18 protein-coding genes are annotated in these 18223 nt (G+C 49.0%); 5 read left to right on the top strand and 13 right to left on the bottom strand.

The window, feature by feature from the left end:
* Positions 1-27: 27 nt before the first annotated feature.
* Positions 28-1260, bottom strand: coding sequence for an NADH:flavin oxidoreductase/NADH oxidase family protein (locus EIZ58_RS30330; RefSeq protein WP_134704733.1), 1233 nt, complete (start codon positions 1258-1260; stop codon positions 28-30).
* A 206-nt stretch (positions 1261-1466) separates the two neighbouring features.
* On the opposite strand from EIZ58_RS30330, the gene EIZ58_RS34985 reads away from it, so the two are divergent.
* The 4 genes from EIZ58_RS34985 (at position 1467) to EIZ58_RS30315 (ending at position 4364) form a co-directional block, all read left to right on the top strand.
* The gene (locus tag EIZ58_RS34985) at positions 1467-1856 is read left to right on the top strand and encodes an ABC transporter substrate-binding protein (RefSeq protein ID WP_255438473.1); all 390 of its coding nucleotides are present in this window, start codon (positions 1467-1469) and stop codon (positions 1854-1856) included.
* A complete protein-coding gene (locus tag EIZ58_RS34980) occupies positions 1853-2272 on the top strand; it encodes an ABC transporter substrate-binding protein (protein WP_255438472.1) in 420 nt (139 codons plus the stop codon). Before EIZ58_RS34985 ends, EIZ58_RS34980 begins: the two co-directional genes overlap by 4 nt.
* A gap of 310 nt (positions 2273-2582) precedes the next feature.
* Entirely contained in the window at positions 2583-3311 is a 729-nt protein-coding gene (locus tag EIZ58_RS30320; RefSeq protein ID WP_134704732.1) for a YwaF family protein, read from the top strand.
* Between the two features lie 99 nt (positions 3312-3410).
* Positions 3411-4364 (top strand): MBL fold metallo-hydrolase, encoded by a 954-nt coding sequence (locus EIZ58_RS30315; RefSeq protein WP_134704731.1) that lies wholly within the window; start codon positions 3411-3413, stop codon positions 4362-4364.
* Positions 4365-4454: 90 nt separating this feature from the next.
* On the opposite strand, the gene EIZ58_RS30310 is transcribed toward EIZ58_RS30315, so the two are convergent.
* The 12 genes from EIZ58_RS30310 to EIZ58_RS30255 form a co-directional block, all read right to left on the bottom strand.
* Positions 4455-5807, bottom strand: a complete 1353-nt coding sequence (locus EIZ58_RS30310) for a UbiD family decarboxylase (protein ID WP_205672421.1) — start codon at positions 5805-5807, stop codon at positions 4455-4457.
* Positions 5808-5836: 29 nt separating this feature from the next.
* A complete protein-coding gene (locus tag EIZ58_RS30305) occupies positions 5837-6454 on the bottom strand; it encodes a UbiX family flavin prenyltransferase (RefSeq protein WP_134704730.1) in 618 nt (205 codons plus the stop codon).
* 6 nt (positions 6455-6460) lie between these two features.
* A complete protein-coding gene (locus tag EIZ58_RS30300) occupies positions 6461-7243 on the bottom strand; it encodes an enoyl-CoA hydratase/isomerase family protein (RefSeq protein ID WP_167578057.1) in 783 nt (260 codons plus the stop codon).
* 32 nt (positions 7244-7275) lie between these two features.
* Entirely contained in the window at positions 7276-8835 is a 1560-nt protein-coding gene (locus EIZ58_RS30295) for a class I adenylate-forming enzyme family protein (protein ID WP_134704729.1), read from the bottom strand.
* A complete protein-coding gene (locus tag EIZ58_RS30290; RefSeq protein ID WP_134704728.1) occupies positions 8826-9335 on the bottom strand; it encodes a (2Fe-2S)-binding protein in 510 nt (169 codons plus the stop codon). Before EIZ58_RS30290 ends, EIZ58_RS30295 begins: the two co-directional genes overlap by 10 nt.
* A gap of 5 nt (positions 9336-9340) precedes the next feature.
* Complete coding sequence (locus EIZ58_RS30285) at positions 9341-10210, bottom strand: FAD binding domain-containing protein (RefSeq protein ID WP_134704727.1); 870 nt, start codon at positions 10208-10210, stop codon at positions 9341-9343.
* Positions 10211-10232: 22 nt separating this feature from the next.
* Positions 10233-10685, bottom strand: coding sequence for an SRPBCC family protein (locus EIZ58_RS30280; RefSeq protein WP_129199134.1), 453 nt, complete (start codon positions 10683-10685; stop codon positions 10233-10235).
* A 35-nt stretch (positions 10686-10720) separates the two neighbouring features.
* The gene (locus tag EIZ58_RS30275) at positions 10721-13123 is read right to left on the bottom strand and encodes a xanthine dehydrogenase family protein molybdopterin-binding subunit (protein ID WP_134704726.1); all 2403 of its coding nucleotides are present in this window, start codon (positions 13121-13123) and stop codon (positions 10721-10723) included.
* Positions 13120-13740 (bottom strand): nucleotidyltransferase family protein, encoded by a 621-nt coding sequence (locus tag EIZ58_RS30270; protein WP_134704725.1) that lies wholly within the window; start codon positions 13738-13740, stop codon positions 13120-13122. The genes EIZ58_RS30275 and EIZ58_RS30270 overlap by 4 nt, the downstream gene beginning before the upstream one ends.
* Entirely contained in the window at positions 13724-14743 is a 1020-nt protein-coding gene (locus EIZ58_RS30265) for an XdhC family protein (RefSeq protein ID WP_134704724.1), read from the bottom strand. The genes EIZ58_RS30270 and EIZ58_RS30265 overlap by 17 nt, the downstream gene beginning before the upstream one ends.
* A 4-nt stretch (positions 14744-14747) precedes the next feature.
* Positions 14748-15155: an acyl-CoA thioesterase gene (locus EIZ58_RS30260; RefSeq protein ID WP_134704723.1), complete on the bottom strand. Its 408-nt coding sequence runs from the start codon at positions 15153-15155 to the stop codon at positions 14748-14750.
* Between the two features lie 206 nt (positions 15156-15361).
* Positions 15362-17113, bottom strand: coding sequence for a sigma 54-interacting transcriptional regulator (locus EIZ58_RS30255; protein WP_134704722.1), 1752 nt, complete (start codon positions 17111-17113; stop codon positions 15362-15364).
* Positions 17114-17197: 84 nt separating this feature from the next.
* On the opposite strand from EIZ58_RS30255, the gene EIZ58_RS30250 reads away from it, so the two are divergent.
* Entirely contained in the window at positions 17198-18127 is a 930-nt protein-coding gene (locus tag EIZ58_RS30250; protein ID WP_134704721.1) for a DMT family transporter, read from the top strand.
* Positions 18128-18223: the final 96 nt, after the last annotated feature.

Below are 18223 nucleotides of genomic sequence, written 5' to 3'. Positions count from 1 at the left end.
GTCACTCCCCGAATTTTGTCGATTTTTTCACTTACTCGCCCTTCTCTTTTGGAATACTTGCCCGCCGCTTTTCCAGATCGTTTGCAGGAGGGATAAAAGAGGCGGATAATATGGCTTGGTGGGTTTCCCCTTGCTAATCCGCTCAATCTGCTGTTCATACCAGGTCACTTCAAGCAGCGCAATTCGATCAATAACCTTGATCCCTGTTTGGATGGGCCGTATCGGGCTTTCATAAGGTTCACCTTGCAGAATCCGATTGGGCAGATCCGGATCTACTGCCATGGATCGGGCTAACCCCACCATTTCCACTCCGTTTTCAAGCGCAAGCTTCATCCCCCGAGCGGAACGAAAACCTCCGGTGACCGCCATCGGCGTATCCGTAACTCCTTTAGCCTTCTCTGCAAAATCAAGAAAATATGCTTCACGGCTTCCTTGGGCCGGTTGCAGGTTTTTTCCGACGAAGTTAGGAGACTCGTAGTTTCCTCCAGAAATCTCAATCAAATCGATGCCTAATTCAGCTAATTTTTTTATGACAGCCATCGACTCCTCTTCCGAAAATCCACCTTTCATGAAATCCGTTGAATTCAGTTTGATTCCCACCGGGTATTCGGAGCCTACCCGATCTCGAATAGCTTGATACACCTCTATAACAAAACGCATCCGATTTTCCAAACTGCCGCCCCAACCATCACTGCGCTGGTTGTGCAGCGGTGACAGAAACTGATTAATGAGATACCCATGCGCTGCATGGATCTGCACGCCAGTGAATCCCGCCTTCTTGCCAATTTCTGCAGCACGAGCAAAACGCTCAATCAGCGCTTCAATTTCTTGCTCCTTTAATTCCCGCGGCGGGGCAAAAAGACGATCATATCCCGGTCCCAAGGGTATGGCTGAGGGAGCAACCGCTTCTTTACTCAATAGCTTCAGGGACTGCTTTCCCGGATGATTCAGCTGGACCCATAGGTGAGTATTATGCTCCGTACCCTTCCTCGCTAATCTTTGCAATTCGGCCAAATCGCGTTCATTTTCGATCACCACATTCCGTGGCTCCCCTAATGCTTGTGAATCTATCATCACATTACCCGTTACGACTAAGCCGGAACCACCCTGCGCCCATACTCCATAAAGCCTGCACAGCTCCTCCGTAGGCGCATGATCCACCGTTGCTAAGGATTCGCTCATCGCCGACTTTAAAAATCGGTTCTTGATTTTTACCCCGCAGGGCAACGTGATGGAATCCCCCAACCCCAACTGCACCATACCCATCCCCCCTTATGGTTTCATTATCCAATAGAACGTGACGGAAGTCAGCAGATAAAAAATAGTACAAAGAAAAACAAATTAAAACTAACTAAAACCAACAAAAACTACTTTAGGTGGTGTTTCAACTCTTCATTATTGCTATAATTTAAGATGAATTGATGAAAATCGGAGGAGAAGGTATGGGACGTGCAAGATGTTTTTTCATGCTAATCATAATGTTATTAATCACAAGCGCTTGTGGTAAAGAAACCCAACCGAGCTCGAATCCTACAAAGGGAATTATTCTCGCCACAACGACGAGTACAGAGGATTCAGGGCTTTTAGATGTCGTTCTTCCACCTTTTGAGCAAGAAACAGGGATTCAAGTGAAGGTAATAGCCGTTGGAACCGGACAAGCGATCAAACTTGGAGAAGATGGGAATGCCGATGTTATCCTAGTTCATTCAAGAAAAGCGGAAGATCAATTTGTTGCAGATGGATTTGGAATGGATGCCTATGATGTGATGTATAATCAGTTTTTGATCGTTGGTCCTGAAAGTGATCCTGCTGGAATTAAAGGGATGCAATCTGCTGCTGATGCGCTAAAAAAATGAGGGAGGATCAAGCACCTTTCATCTCACGCGGTGATGACTCTGGTACCCATAAGAAGGAGCTAGACCTTTGGAAAAAGGCCGGAATTGAGCCGAACGGCGATTGGTATATCAAAACCGGTCAAGGCATGGGGGCTACCTTGCAAATGGCTGATGAAAAAAATAGCTATACTTTAACAGATGAAGCTACCTTTTTGGCCCAAAAGGATAAATTCGATCTAGTTCCAGTAGTAGAAGGTGACGAGACCCTATTTAATCCCTATGGAATCATCAAAGTCAAATCCACAAGCAACCCAGAACTAGCTGACAAACTAATCTCTTATTTTATAAGCCCTGAAACGCAAAAGGTAATTGGTGATTTTGGTAAAGATCAATATGGAAAAGGATTATTTGTACCCCATGCCCAAAAGAGGCAATAATTCACCGTCCCTATGATTGGACAATGGATCCCTTATTTCACTCAAAACCTCTTATAATAAGCACTTCCGGACATAGCATCCTTTATCAAATCAAAAATGAACGAAAACAGCTCTTGAAATGAAATATAGCGGACTCAATGTCCGCTTTCCTCTAAGAAGCCGCTTTCTCCCCCAAAATAACGTATCGTATGTCCTCCAAAAAATAATCAAAGGCCAATCCATCCGGCCCAATCCCCTGTATAGAAGTGGTACCATTTACCCCAAACTAAACTGCTCTTCTATTAATAGCTCAGATAATGGGGTAATCCAGATGCAAAATTTTTTTGAAGTTAACGCCAAAGGGGATCCTTTCCGCCTTTTCTCAGGGGAACACCTCATCACGATCAGCATTATTGTGGTGCTCTGCGTTCTTATGTTTGTCTTTAGAAAACAGCTTCAGGAGCAGAGGAAAAAACAAATCCTTCGATTCTCTCTAGTATTTCTCCTATATGGCACTTATGCTTTATCTCATCTATGGCTTCTGTTTGGAAAAAATACATGGTCATTAAAAACGCATTTGCCGCTTCATCTTAGTGATCTTGCAGTCATCCTTGCTCCTTTGATGCTACTTACGAATAGCGAGAAACTCTTTCAATTCATGTATTACGCCGGGTTAGCAAGTTCCATTCAAGCTATTCTGACACCCGATCTTGGCCAGTATACGTTTCCGCATATTCGATATATCGGTTTTTTCGTTTTGCATGGAGGAGTGGCTCTCGCTTGTTTGTTTATGCTGGTATCCACTACATATCGACCGAACCATCGTTCTATATGGGTGACCGTTCTCATCATCAACCTGTATGCGGCGTGTGTCTTTTTCATTAATAAGTGGCTGGGATCGAACTACCTGTACATCATGAAAAAGCCCGGAAATGATTCCCCTCTTGATTATCTTGGGCCATGGCCCTGGTATCTTCTCTCCATGGAGTTCTTGATGATTGTGAGCTTTTACCTTCTGTACAGTCCGTTTTGGTTAAAAAGAAAAACGGAGCTGCCCTAGGCAGATTAGGGCTCTGGCCCGAGAGTGTCCTCCAATGAAGTGAGGACATTTCCTGTTTTTTCTATGTTACAATAAAGAAAAACAGTGGAGGAACCAAACATGGAGAAGTATGGTATTTACCAGGTGACAATCGCACTTCCCTTTCGCTTAAATCACGTTCATTGTTACCTTGCAAGGCAGCAGAAGGGATGGACGATTCTTGATGCAGGATTGAATCGGCCCGAAACCCAAAAAACATGGCAAGAAGCATTTGATCGATATAGCATCAACCCCCAAGAGGAAATCAATCAAGTCATCCTGACCCATTACCACCCCGATCATTTAGGGTTTTCCGGTGCTCTTCAAACATGGACGCAAGCACCAGTCTTCATGAGCAAGGAGGGGCAATATGTAGCCCAAACCTTATGGCAGCCTTCCTCTTACGAAAGACTTTATCAGTTTTTTCAAAACCACGGACTACCCCTTCCACTCCTGAAACAAATGTCGGATTATGACAAGGGGTTTCAATCCTTTATTCGGCTTCCAGAGCAATTTCATACGATAGAAGAAGGACAGAAAATTCAACTCGGCGAGTTAACCTATGAAGCCATTTTAACTGGGGGACACGCAGAGGGTCATCTCTGTTTTTATAACGAAGAGGAAAAGGTGTTTCTAGGTGGGGATCATCTCTTAAGAAGGATCACGCCGAATATCTCCTATTATGGACATGGTGAAGAAAATCCCTTACAGGTCTATATGGACTCCTTACAGAAACTCCAAACCTTAGATATTTCTATGGTCATCCCTGGACATGGACCCGTATTTCACGATGCTCAGGAACGGATCTTAGAAATCCTGCACCACCACGAAGAACGCCTGGAAATCGTTTTGGATCATATAAAAGGAGAGCGAACCGCCTATCAGATTTGTCAAAGTCTATTCAACCGAGAATTGACACTCCATGAGCAAAGGTTCGCCATGGGGGAAACCCTAGCCCATTTATATTATTTAGTAGAAAAAGGAGAAATTCATAAAAAAGCGGAAGCTTCGGGTGAAATATTCTTTAGCAGATAAGGTGCTGACATCTCGAAAAACAAGCCGAACTCCCAGAGGGTGCTCGGCTTGAATTCTGAAGACTAACCCACAAAAGGGATCGATTGCACTCTATAAGTAATCCTCCAGCTTAATCTCTTGCAGTCCTGGGATCTGAATTCGCTCAAACTCCAACGGCTCGCTGTTTAATGGCACGGTGCAGTCAAAGCCTAGCTTCGAGCTTACTCCATTGTCTGTAGATGGATCGAGCTTAGAGCCTAGAGCGCCGTGAACGACTAGCAGGTCCTTCTCCGCCTGGAATCTCGTAGCGATGGCCCACTCCACTTCTTCCATATTAAAAATGTCGACTTCATCATCAACGACCACCACATGCTTCACATCATAATGACCCGCAAAAGCAGCAAACATGACGTTCTTCGGCTCCCCATCGTTTCGCTTTTTCATCGAAACGACTAAATGATAGCGGCAGGTCCCTCCGAGAGTCAGGTGAACGCCTGAAACCGTGGGCACCGTGTTTCGAATCGACCGAAGCAAGCTGGCTTCTCGAGGAATAGCACCCAAGAGCAAGTGTTCATAGGTCGCTGGAACAATCGTCTGGAAAATCGGTTGGTCGCGGTGCGTCACGCAGGTAATCTCGATAACTTCCTTATCGCTTTTCGGGCCATAATACTTGGGAAACTCGCCAAACGGACCTTCGGGCTCCCGGACATGAGGAAGAATTTTTCCCTCCAGCACAATCTCGGCGTCAGCGGGCACCATAATGTCCACGGTTTTACACTTGACCACCTTCTCCGCCTGCCCTTTAAGCGCACCAGAGATCTCCATCTCATCTTGGCCAAGCGGCGCAATCGCCTGGGAAGCGAGAAGCATGATCGGATCGACACCGATGACAATGGCAATTTCCAACGGCTTTCCTGTATCTTCGGCATTCTTATAAAAATTATATAAATGGCGCGGCAAAATCAGGGCTCCCAGACGGTTTTTGCCGGACACCTGCAAACGGTGGATCGACACATTCTGCTTGCCTGTCAAGGGATCCTTTGCGATCGCCAGCCCCGCTGTAATGTAGCGACCGGAATCCTTTTCATGATGGACCGGGATCGGAAATTGCTTCAATAAATCAATATCGTCCCCCTCGATGATGTTCTGGTGCACAGTAGCCACGGAGCTCGATACCTCCTCGCAAGGCAGCGGCGAATCAATCGCTTGCTGGAATCTGGCGATCAGCTCCCGCTCGGACACGTCCAGTGCTTCCGCGAATTGCTTTCTCGTCGAAGCCACTCCCGCAACCACCGGAATCCCGTAATCCTCTACCTGGTTAAAAAAAGCCCCCTTCTTCCCATCAAGAAGCTTGGTCACCGCTGCAATCTCAAAATCTAGCGAAACTCTTTTATTGATCGTCGCGAGCTCCTCCTTCTCCTGGAGATAGTCGAGCCAGTCTCGCATTGTGGTGCATTTTGCCACGATGTTTTCCCCCTTTTCCCTTTTCCCTTCTAAACTTCCAATCCATTCCAGCGATCAAACAGCTTTGCATCAATACCAAATTGATCCAATGCTTTCCCCACACTCTGATTCACAATATCGTCAAGGCTAGTTGGCTTATGATAAAAGCTCGGGACAGGCGGAAGAATGACTCCTCCCATTTCTGTAACGGACAGCATCAGCTTGATATGGCCGAGATGAAGCGGCGTTTCGCGAAGGAGGATCACCAGCTTTCTACGTTCCTTTAATGTGACATCAGCGGATCGAACCAATAGATGATCGTTGTAGCTGTTTGCAATCCCTGACAAGGTTTTAATGGAACAAGGAGCAATGACCATTCCATCGACTAAAAAAGACCCGCTGGAAATCTTAGCCCCAATATCTCGATCATCATATAGATGCGTACAAAGAGATTTGACGTAAGACAGGCTATAAGACGTTTCATGTTCAATCGTTCTGACCGCAGAGTCGGTGATGACAGCGTGGGATTCAATCCCCAGCCGATGGAGCGTTTCGAGGATCCTGACACCGTAAATCGCTCCGCTCGCCCCGGATATCCCTACTACTATTTTCTTATTCACGGCATAGCCTCCCAAATGGAATAAAGGGGGAGCCCACCAGCCCCCCATTTCGCCTTACTTTCCTGTAAAATTCGGCTTGCGCTTTTCTACAAACGCCGTTGTACCTTCAAGATAATCCTGTGTACTGCGAAGCAATCCATAGGCTTTGCCTTCCAGCTTAATCCCTACGCTGATTGGGCTATCTTCCGAAGCATTCAATACCTCTTTCGCTACCTTTTGAGCGAGCGGAGAGAAGCGAACAAGCTCGGCAACCAGAGAATCTACTTCCGCCTCTAACTGGTCTTTCGGTACCACCTTGGTTAATAGACCCCATTGGTAGGCTTCCTGGGCAGGAATGCGGCGAGCACGCATAATCATATCCTTCGCACGGGTAAGGCCCACGATCTTCGCGATCCGCTGCGTTCCGCCGCTGCCTGGGATTTGCCCTAGGTTCATTTCCGGCAACGCTAATTGGGTGTCTTCTGCTGCAATGCGGAAGTCGCAAGCCATGGCGATTTCGCAGCCAACGCCAAAGGTATAGCCTTGAAGTTGGGCAATGACCGGCTTAGGCGATCTCTCCGGAGCGGCAACATTGTCGGCCAAGTGGGACAATTCTTCTTGATGGACTTCCAAGAACCCAGGGATATCTCCCCCCGCAGTAAAGCATTTGTCTCCTGCACCCTTAATAACGATAACCCGCACTTCTTCATCCCGGTTCAGCTCATCGAAAATTTGCGTCAAGTGTTGGCGGCCCAGCATGCTTACATAGTTCATTTTTTCCGGACGGTCCAGAATAATGGTTGCGGTTTGCTTTTCTCTATTCTTCTCTACGGTAATGTGATCATATTGTTGGCTCATATTGATTTCTCCTCTCAAATGTAAACAGTAGTTTAGGAAACGGCATTATTTCTTGCTTCATATTCAGAAAAGTCGCCATCACGCAGCTTTCTGCGCAGGATTTTACCTACTGGGCTCTTCGGAATCTCAGTCACAAAAACATACTTTCGAGGTCTCTTAAAATTCGATAATTCGGCGCTGGCCTTACAGTACTGGTCCAGCTCCTGCATGGTGAGCAGGGAATCCTTCGGCACCACATAGGCGGTGACAATCTGTCCCCATCGATCATCCGGCTCCCCGACAATCGCGACTTCCGATACCAACGGATGCTTCGCGAGGAGATCTTCGACCTCCAAGGGATGAATGTTTTCCCCTCCGGAGATAATCATGTCATCCACGCGGCCGACGACAAACAGATCCCCGTCTGGATCGAGCACGCCCAAATCTCCCGTAAAGTACCACCCCTCTCTAATCGCCTTGGCTGTTGCATCCGGGCGGTTCCAATACCCTTTGAAGGCTTCTCCTGATTCCGTGTTGGCGATAATTTCACCCACTTCTCCGATACCTACGACATCACTTGCAGTCGATTTGCCATCCGGATCAGCCACCACCAGACGGATATTCTGATGAATCCCTGGCTTTCCGGCAGAGCCTGGCTTGGCGGCGACATCCGGACAAATCGTAAAGGTATACACTTCCGTGCTCCCGTAATGGTTCACAAAAATGTCGGGCTGAAGCATGGCCTTGCACTTTTCAGCCAAAGCGGTCGTCATCGCCGCTCCGGCATAGCCAATCTTTTTCAGATGCGACAAATCGTATTCGCCAAAACGAGGATGATGGAGAATGTCATGATAAAGGGTCGGTACCAGATAGACACAGCTAATCTTCTCTTCACTCAACATTTTTAGCGCGTCCTCGGAATCAAAATCAGGCAGGATCGCGAATTTTCCATTGAGAACCAACATGGAAAGTAATGAACGCATCCCCATCGTGTGATATAATGGCATTACGCCAAGTGTGCTCTCACCATCGGCATACTGGTTTTGAATGATGTGGGCCAAGGCTGCGGAGTACTCGTTCATGTGCGTGCGCGGTACTCCCTTTGGTCTGCCCGTTGTTCCCGATGTATACAGCATGAGCGCGACATCCGTCTCTTTGACATCGGGTCTATCGTATCCATCGGCCCCTTTATCTACTAGCTCCTTGTACGTAACCTCTGCTTCACAGTCATCCTCTAGCCCAACAAGAAGAGGGCTGTTCTGGAACTTCGCCTTTTTTACCGCATCCTTGCTTGCTCCCTCATAGACGACCACCTTTGCACCCGCGTCATTAACGCAGTACTCCACTTCTTCTCCCGACAGTCGGAAGTTGATCGGCGTAAATACCGCCCCGAGCTTTTGCAGCGCCCAATACAGGATGACCGTTTCCAGGCGATTCTTGAGAATGATCATGACACGGTCTTGCTTCCCCACTCCATGCTTCTGGAGTGAGGAGGCGACACGGGTAACTTCGTTGCTCATCTGCTGGTAGGTATAGCGCTGTTTTCCCTGTACGAGAGCGATTCGGTCGGGGAATCTCTCCACGCTAAAATCAAACAGGGTTCCTAGGTACATAGCTTCATCTCCTTGTCTTCGGCGACATTCTTTTCTTTTACCGTTTTTTCAATGGCTTTTACAATGCCGTCATATCCGGTACACCGGCAGAGGTGACCAGACAGCATCTCTTTGATTTCTTTCGTGGAGGGACATGCGTGCTGCCTTAAGAAATCATCCGTGGACATCAGAATTCCCGCTGTACAGAATCCGCATTGTAAGCCATGGCATTCGGAGAAATTCTGCTGAAGCGGCGTCAAGCTCCCAGGTTCGGCTAATCCCTCCACTGTCTTGATCTCCTGGCCATCGGTTTGAACCGCGAATAGCAAGCAGCTCCGGACAGCCGATCCATTGACCTGAACCGTACACGCCCCACATACGCCATGCTCGCATCCCACATGGGTTCCCGTAAGCCCGCAGATCTCGCGCAGAAAGTCGCTGAGCAGCAGGCGAGATTCCACCGTTTCACGGTACTTTTTTCCATTAATTGTAACTTCGATAGTATGAACGTGATGATCCACTTTGGTCACCCCTTTGCTTTTGTGTAGGCTTGACGAAGAACATCACCCGCCATCACCTTCGCCAGATGCCTGCGGTAGTCGGCGCTGGCATGAAGGTCGGTCTCAGGGTCCACTCGTTCTTCTACGATGTCTTGAATGCGCGCGATGGTAGACTCGCTTAGATTCTCTCCCACCAGCAGGTCGAACGCTTCTTCAATCCACAGCGGAACCGCATCCACTCCGCCAAGAACCAATCTTCCTGAAGCAATCCGGCCCTGTTGATCCAATACCATGTGGCAAGCGCCCGCTACAAGAGCGAAATCGCCATGGCGCCGGCTAAATTCCGTAAAGGCATAACCCTGGCGTTCCACGCTCCAGGGAATCAGCACCTGGGTGAGCAGCTCGTTGGGCATGATATCCGTGGTCAGGTACGTGATAAAAAACTCCTCTGCCTTCACTTCTCTCGTTTCCTCAAGCGAGGAGATCTGAACTGAACCGCCTAAAGTTAAAAGCGTCATCGGCAGTTCTGCCGTCGGGTCAGCATGCACCAAGCTTCCCCCCACGGTTCCCCGATTTCTCGTTTGTACGTGGCCAATATAAGGAATTGCCTCGCTCATCAACCCCACTCGCTCCCGAATGACGGGTGAATGCTCCAGTTCGCTTTGGCGGGTTAAGGCACCAATCCGCAGAATAGGGCCATCCGCTTCGATATAGCGAAGCTCCGGAATTTGATTAATATCGATTAAGCACTTCGGTGTTGCCAACCGCATGTTCATAATCGGCACGAGGCTTTGCCCCCCTGCAATGACCTTGGCTTCATCTCCAAGCTCATCGAGAAGCTTGAGGGCTTCCTCCAGCGTGCTGGGTCGCAGATAATCGAACGCAGCCGGTTTCATTCCATCGTTCCCCCCTTCTCCGTTATGAACCTACGGCTTGTTTAACCTCTTTGCTGAACTTTTTGAAAAAGTCATTAATAATGAGCTTCGCTACGCCGCCGAGCATGCGCTGGCCGATCATGGCCACTTTTCCGCCGACCTCTGCCTCATACTCATAATTCAAGGTGGTGGTATTCGCATCCACGGCTGACAGGTCGACCACCCCGGTCGCTTCCACATGTCCCGGGCCGCCTTCCCCTTTCACAATCAGCTTATAGCGCTTCGGTTTCTCCAGATCAGCCAATTCGATTGTAGAGGAATAGCTTCCTTTTACCGCTGCGATCCCGACGGACAAATCCGCTTTATACTTCCCTTCTTCCACCAGCTCCAGCTTATTGCAGCCCATAATGCACTTGGCCAAAACCTCCGGGTTCAACAGGACATCCCATGCTTGCTCCACACCGGCTTCTAACGTAATACTTCCCTTTCCATTCATGCTCATGCACCTCACCATTTTAATTAAGTAGGATTCTATCGAAGTAATTTCCAAATATAATTCGGACTCAAAGGCAACGTATCAATTCTTACACCAAAACCTTCCAGGGCATCGCTCACAGCGTTCGCCACCGCTGCCGGGGCGCTCATCGTATTGCCCTCCCCCAGTCCCTTCGCCCCCAGCGGGGTAAGTGGTGACGGCGTCTCGATATGCTTCAGGGTTACACGCGGAATCTCAGGAGCCGTCGGACATAAGTAATCCATGAATGAACCGGTCAGGAACTGCCCGCGATGATCATACATCAGCTCTTCATAGAGCGCTCCGCCTATGCCATGAGCTAGACCGCCATAGATTTGGCCATCTACAATCTTGGGATTTAATAGCGTTCCGGCATCATGTACGGTAAAGTAATCTTCGATCCTCACCTCTCCCGTATCCGGCATCACTTCCACCAGCACCAAGTCCGCGACAAAACCATAGGTTGCCGAAGAATTGATCAAATCGTTCTCATCCGGCTGTATCGCTTGAGGCAGCGAGAAATACGCGGTTTCATAGATACCGGCTTCCATTCCAGCTGGCAGATCAGCCGGATTCCAGTGCGCCAGTCCCGTGAGCCTCCTGAGGGGAACCTGCTTTTCCAGCTGCCCCTTCACAAACACTCTGCCCTCTTGTAGCTCTAATTCGTCTTCTGGCGTGTGGAGCAAAGAAGAGGCGATCTTGATCAGCTTCGCTTTTACTTTGCCTGCGGCATGGTACACAGCACTGGATCCAAGAGCGGCAAATCGGCTGGAGTAGCTACCCGATGCAATCGACCAGGCGCTCGTATTGGTATCAAGTTCAGCGATTACACGGATCCGCTCAGCGGGAATGCCCAGTACATCCGATACAATTTGCGCGGTGACCGTTTCATGCCCCTGGCCGGACGGTGTCGTACTGATTCGCACGGTAACATTCCCCATCGGATCAATGGACACTGTTGCCGCTTCCGGACATCCGGATTTAGGCAAGGATTTTGCTCGTTCCTCCGGCGTGAGGGCGATGGTGACATAGCCCATGTTGGAGCCGGACGGTTCTACGATACAAGCAAACCCGATTCCCAGGTATCGCCCTTCTTTTCTCGCCTCTTCCTGGCGTTGGCGCAATTCCTGATATTTCCCCGTTTCCACCACCAGGTTAAACGCTTTAAAATAATCTCCGCTGTCATAAACACCGCCGGTAGCCGTGCGAAACGGAAACTTTTCCGTCGCGATCAGATTTTTGCGTATCACGTCAACCGGATCCAGCTGAAGCTCCTGAGCGATGATGTGCATCATGCGTTCTAGAGGAAAATACGTTTGCTGACCGCCATAGCCGCGGATTAAACCCGTCGGACATTTGTTGCTCATCACCGCCATCGTTTCGAGCTCTAGGTTCGGAACATCATAAGCCCCCGTCGTATTCCCATGGTTCCGGTAAAGACAAGCCGGTTCCGGGGCGCGGATATACGCTCCTACATTATCAATAAACTTCATCCGAAAGCCGGTGACCTTGCCATCCTTCTTGACTGCGGCTTCAATATACGTGACTCGGTCCGTCCCGCTGGAGCTGCTCATCAAGTGCTCCTGTCTGTCCTCAATCCACTTCACAGGGAGCCCCAGCTTCTTGCTTACGGCAGCCATCAGGACGATATAGGGTACCAGGCCAGCTTTAATCCCGTAGCTTCCTCCGTTATCCTTCGGGGTAATGAGCCGCAGGTGGCTGCTCGGCACTTTCAAGGCCTTCGCCATCAAGGAATGAAGAATAAACGGTCCGTGAAAATTGGCGTGCACGGTATGGACTTCTGAAGCGTGGTCATAGCTAGCCAGGACGCCATAGGTTTCTACCGGGGTTGCGCTATATTTAGGAAATTTAAACTTGTGCTTGATGATATGGTCAGCTTCCGCAAAAGCTTGATCGGCATTCCCATAATGGAAATAGCGATGGTTGGCGACATTCGATCCGACCTGTTCATGCAGGATCGGGGCATCGGGTTCCGCGGCCTGTTCCACATCCACCACTGCGGGAAGCGGATCATATTCCACCTTGATTTTTTCAATGGCATCCTCGGCGATATAGCGATTCTTCGCCACAATCACCGCAATGGGCTCCCCGACGTACCGAACCTTCTCGATGGCGATCGGGTAATATTCCACCGGGGCCGTTACCCCCACGGGCAGATAATCGAGATCCTGGCGCAGATCCTGGCGCAGATCCTGGCCTGTCAAGATGCCCTCTACGCCTGCCATTTTAAGCGCTTCGCTAACATCAATGCTTTTAATCCGGGCATGCGGAAGCGTGCTTCGCATGATCATCACTTGCTTCGTGTTCGGAAAAACCGGCAAATCATCTATATAGGTCCCCTTGCCGGTCAAAAGCCGGGCATCTTCCACCCGATTCATGGGCTTTCCTAGCGAACTCATCTACGAACCTCCTTGCCTATTAATCTTGCATAATCTTCCATCGTATCGATGTCGTTTATGGGTTCGTTATCAAACTCGACCCACTCTATCTGATCGGACAAGCTCCGAATGATGTCCTTTCCGCCCTGATCCCCCTTCACCTTAAGGAGCTGAGGAAAAAGATCTCTAGTAAAGATCACGGGGTGACCTTTCTGGCCTCTGTAATTCGCTTGAATAATCGGGTTTTCAACTTGATAAAACCGTTCTACTAATTGATCGATGGTCGCCGTCTGCATGTGCGGCTGATCGCCGAGTAGGACCATCACCGCATCCGCCTCTGGCGGGAGCAACTTCAATCCTTCAGTTAAAGATGTCGACATCCCTTGCTCGGCCTGCTCATTTCGGACTATAAGATCAGCGCCTGAAGCTTGAACAGCATCCTCCAGCTCTTTCCACTGCGGGTTGATTACCACAGCGACCCCATCTAGCTTGGATTGCACGGCTGAATGGATCATATGCTGGATCATTGGCCTTCCTTCAAACGGGAGGATCAGCTTGGGAGAACCCATCCGCCGGGAAAGCCCTGCAGCCAAGACTAATCCCCAAATGGTTCTTGTCGGCTTAGATGACGGATGCATACCAATGAAACTCTCCTGCCTTTTCTTTAAGCGAGGCGGCGGCCATGGCTCCCCGATAACAAGCGGTCAGTTCGCTTAAAATGCTAAGAGCAATTTCCTCCGGCGTTTTCGAGCCGATATCCAGGCCGATCGGGCTATGAATACGTTTTAATTTTGCAGCTTTCCATTGACATTCCATATGTTCCAGCATCCTTTGCGTACGATGCCTTGGACCGAGAACCCCAATATAAGGCACATCCGACGGGAGCGCATGAGTCAGCATCAATTGATCCTGCTCGAAATGATGGCTCATGATCACGACAAAGGTATGGGAATCGAGCTCCACGGCAGGCGCCTTCCCCGCTGGCGTATGAACGAGCTGATCCGCGCTGCCGAAGGGAGGCTGGTGGAGATAGCCCGGGCGATGGTCCGCCACGGTCACATGCCACCCCAAGTCCTTGGCTCCCTTCACCACAGGAACCGCGTCTGGCCCAGCGCCAAACACCAGCAGCTTGGGAACCGGCGTGATGCGATCGTGGAAAAGCTTCCAACCCGCAAGTGATAGGTCCCTCTGCTCCGATGCCAGCCACTTCTCCCCAATCCTTTCGTGATCCGGTCCATCGATGATGGTGACGACCGTTTGGGTCTCACGAATCAGCCTGGTCACGGACATTTCAATCAGTTCGGAGCGATCAGGCTGTTGAATGGGATCGTAGAGCTCCAAAAAGATCTGAATAGCCCCATTGCAGCCGACGCCCAATCCCCAAAGGTCACTCGCCTCTCCGCGAAAATCATAGAAAATCGTTTTGGGCTTGCGCTGCTGCAAAACGTCCCTAGCATGTTCTTCGATGTCTTGTTCCACACATCCGCCGCTAAGAATTCCTGTTAATATGCCATCCTCGGAATAGAAGCATTTCGTCCCTTCCTTTTGGTAAGCCGAGCCTTCAACCTGAATAATGGTGGCCAGAACACCGGATCGCCCTTCCCTTTTGCATCTGAGCAATTCCTTCATTATATTAGACATGGAATTAGCCTCCCACTTGAATGACAAACTTCTCCTTCAGCTCGTCTGGAATCGCACAGCTTTTCGCATCCGCATTTTGTACGGCTACTCGAGTCGTCACAGCCTCTGCTACTAATTCGCCCGCTTCATTGTGGATCTTTTGCGATAGGGCAAAGCTAGAACGGCCAACTTTTTCCACCTTGGTCATAATCGCAAGCTTTTGCCCTTGCCGTGCTTCCTTTTTATAATTAATGTTGATATTGACGGTTACCAGTCGGATTCCGTATTGATCTAGGGCTTCAGGAGTCAGACCCACCTCCGTGTTCCATTCCTGTCTTGCCCACTCTAAATACTCCAGATATTTAGCATTGTTCACATGACCATTTCCGTCTATCTCGGTCGACCGAACCGTAATTTGCATTTCCATCTGCATGTTCATCCCTCCTGCTTCTTTCTTTCTCCTAAGGAAGCTTCTCGGTTATTTATAAAAGCAAGATTGATGCCAACTTTTTATATCTAAAATCAGCCGTCTTGAGCACCGAAGTGGAAACCCTCCATTTCCACATGGAATGAGTGCGTTTCCATTTGACAAAAAAAAAAAAAAAAAAGACAGAGCAACTCTGTCCTTGTCTCAACCCCCTATGGGATCTGACCCGCCGTTAGGCCAAATTTCTTCATTTTTTTGAGTACCGTGGTATGGGATACCCCCATCGCTTTCCCGGTTTTGCGAACCGATCCGTATCTTTTTAAAGCCTTGACCAAGGCTTCCTTTTCCAGCTGTTCAAATCGGTTTTCCTCCTGCAGGGGATCGTCCCATCCTAGCATCAGGATATCTTCCTCCTCGCGAGGCTCGGCTACTTTTAAGCGGGATTCTGTTTGGCTGATATCCTGAACGACATTGCTTGGCAAATGGCGGACATCCATAATATCCTCCCGGCAAGTCAAAACCAGCCGCTCCACGAGATTGGACAACTCTCTGACATTCCCCGGAAAGCCGTACATCATGAGCTGATCAACCGCTTCACTGGAAAACTTCTTCGAATAATGATATTTTTCATTAAAAAACTTGAGGAAATGCCCGAGTAAAGGAACAATATCCGCCTTGCGTTCTCTAATCGGTGGGATTTTAATCGGTACGACGTTTAAGCGGTAATATAAGTCCTGACGGAACGTTCCCTGTTTTATCATGTCTTCCAAATCGCGATTGGTTGCAGCAATGATGCGAACATGGATCTTAACGGGCGTTACGCCTCCTACGCGCATGATTTCTTGCTCCTGAAGGACTCTAAGTAATTTCACCTGCATGTCCAGCGGCAGCTCTCCGATTTCGTCGAGAAATAGGGTCCCATTGTGCGCCAGCTCAAAAATGCCCGGCTTTCCTCCCTTTTTCGCCCCCGTAAACGCTCCCTGATCATAGCCAAATAACTCGGACTCCAATAAATTAGGAGGAATGGCTCCGCAGTTGACTTTCATGAAGGTTCCCGTCTCCACCCGGGAACTGTTTTCATGTAGAATCTTGGCCATGACTTCTTTTCCTACTCCGGATTCCCCGAGCAGAAGCACGGTCGAATCGGACGAAGCGACGTGATACACCAAATCAAGAACAGCCTCCATTTCTTCGCTGTAGGCGATCAGCTTGCCCGTGGATTTCATGTTTTCGAACTGCAGCTGCTTGAGTTTCTCCTGAGACGTTTCCAGCTGCTTCTGCAAGCGGGTAAGCTCCGAAATATCCCGGACATTAGCCAAGACAAACTTTAGTTCACCGCGCTCATCATGGACGGGGGCCGCAGTGACGAGGGTGTGCAGCCCGCTGTTTTTATAGGATTGCACATTGGTATAGGGCTTTCCCGTTTGCAAGGTTTTCATCACCACGGACTCATTGCGAAACAACCCCTTGTTGACCAGATCCGTCATATGCTTGCCTTCCAGCTCCGATTTCTTAAGCAGGGTCATTTGCTCGAAGGCCTTGTTAATGTATAAGATGTCCCCTTGCGCATCAGCAATGAGGATTCCGTCGTAAGACTGATCGATGACGGACTGCTGCTGCTGGAACTGGTCGCGGAACAGGGCAAAAAGATACTTGCCATCCATGCACCCCTTGTACATCCCGTCCTCCACAATAGGTACATACCGTTCGGATAAAGCAGGGAAGCCTTGCAGGGTAATTTCTCCTGTTACCGTCACACGGTCTGCAATGATGTGCGCGATAACCGGCTCGTCAAGCCCTGCCCCCAAGAGCTTCCTTGCATACACCATCCCCATGTATTTTTCGCCCTCTAAAACAGGAATACCATCCACATCGTAATTTTTGATGATTTCAATAGCATGCCTCACCAGGGATTGGCTCTGGATCGTTGGGACCGAGGTTTCTACTAAGTGTACTATTCCCATTCTTAACACCCCTTCTCTACTCTATGTTCTCTTTCAGTTGGCATTAGTATTGCATCAGCTACAAGTAAAAGGAGGACAGACCGAATGAAAAAAGTGATCTTGCCGCATGTACTCTTGTTAGGGGCTTGTATATGTTGGGGCGTAAATCCTGTCGTTGGAAAGGTACTGAATGAATCTCTTCATCCCGTTGCCGTATCTACTCTTCGATGGTTAACGGCTCTCCTGATCCTCATCCCATTGACCCTATGGAGAGAGAAGATTGATTTTAGGAAGGTCCTGGCGCACTGGAAGCTCTTTTTCTTCACTGCCCTGTTTGGGGTCACCTTATTTCAGACCTGCACCTATATTGCCGTCAAGTTCACCAGTCCAACCAACACCATGCTCATTAATACGGCCACCCCCATTCTGATCGCTTGTTTCTATTATTTTTTCCGAAAGGAGGTCCTTCATAGAATCCAAGTACTCGGTATGGTTTTGGCCACCGCAGGGGTGTGCATCGTCCTTTCGCAAGGGAAAGTAGAAACCCTGCTTTCCCTCGATTTCAATACGGGAGATCTGATTATGGTAGGTGCCGTACTGGCCTGGGCTGCCTATTCCATTCTATCGAAGGAGCTCATGCAGCTGTTCCCCTTGCTTACGACCATCACCATCACCAGTGTCATCGGCGTGGTGCTGTTATTGCCCGCCTTCCTTTGGACGATCATCGATCATCCAGTGACTGGAATGACGTGGGAAACCGTAAGCGGGATCATCTATTTAGCCATTAGCGCTTCGGTACTCGCCTTCTTATGGTGGAATTACGGCATGAATGCCCTGGGAACCCATACCGCTTCGATGTATCTCTATCTGGTTCCCGTCATCACCGCTCTGGTTTCTACCATCGTTCTGCGAGAATGGATCACCCTAAGCCAGGTGATAGGCGGTCTGTTTGTCGCCTATGGCGTGTACTTAACAACAAGAAAAAGACCGCAGCCTGTACAATTGGAAATGAGCACAAAGAAAAGTGCCATGTAATGAGTTTGGAATATAGACAACATTATAACATTACAACAAGATGAAAGATTTATAACTTTCACTCGTAAAAAATGGAAACCATGGAGTTCCAGCGGA

The sequence above is a fragment of the Ammoniphilus sp. YIM 78166 genome (genome assembly GCF_004522215.1).
Taxonomy (GTDB): Bacteria; Bacillota; Bacilli; order Aneurinibacillales; family RAOX-1; genus YIM-78166.
This window is presented reverse-complemented; position numbering and strand designations above follow the sequence as displayed.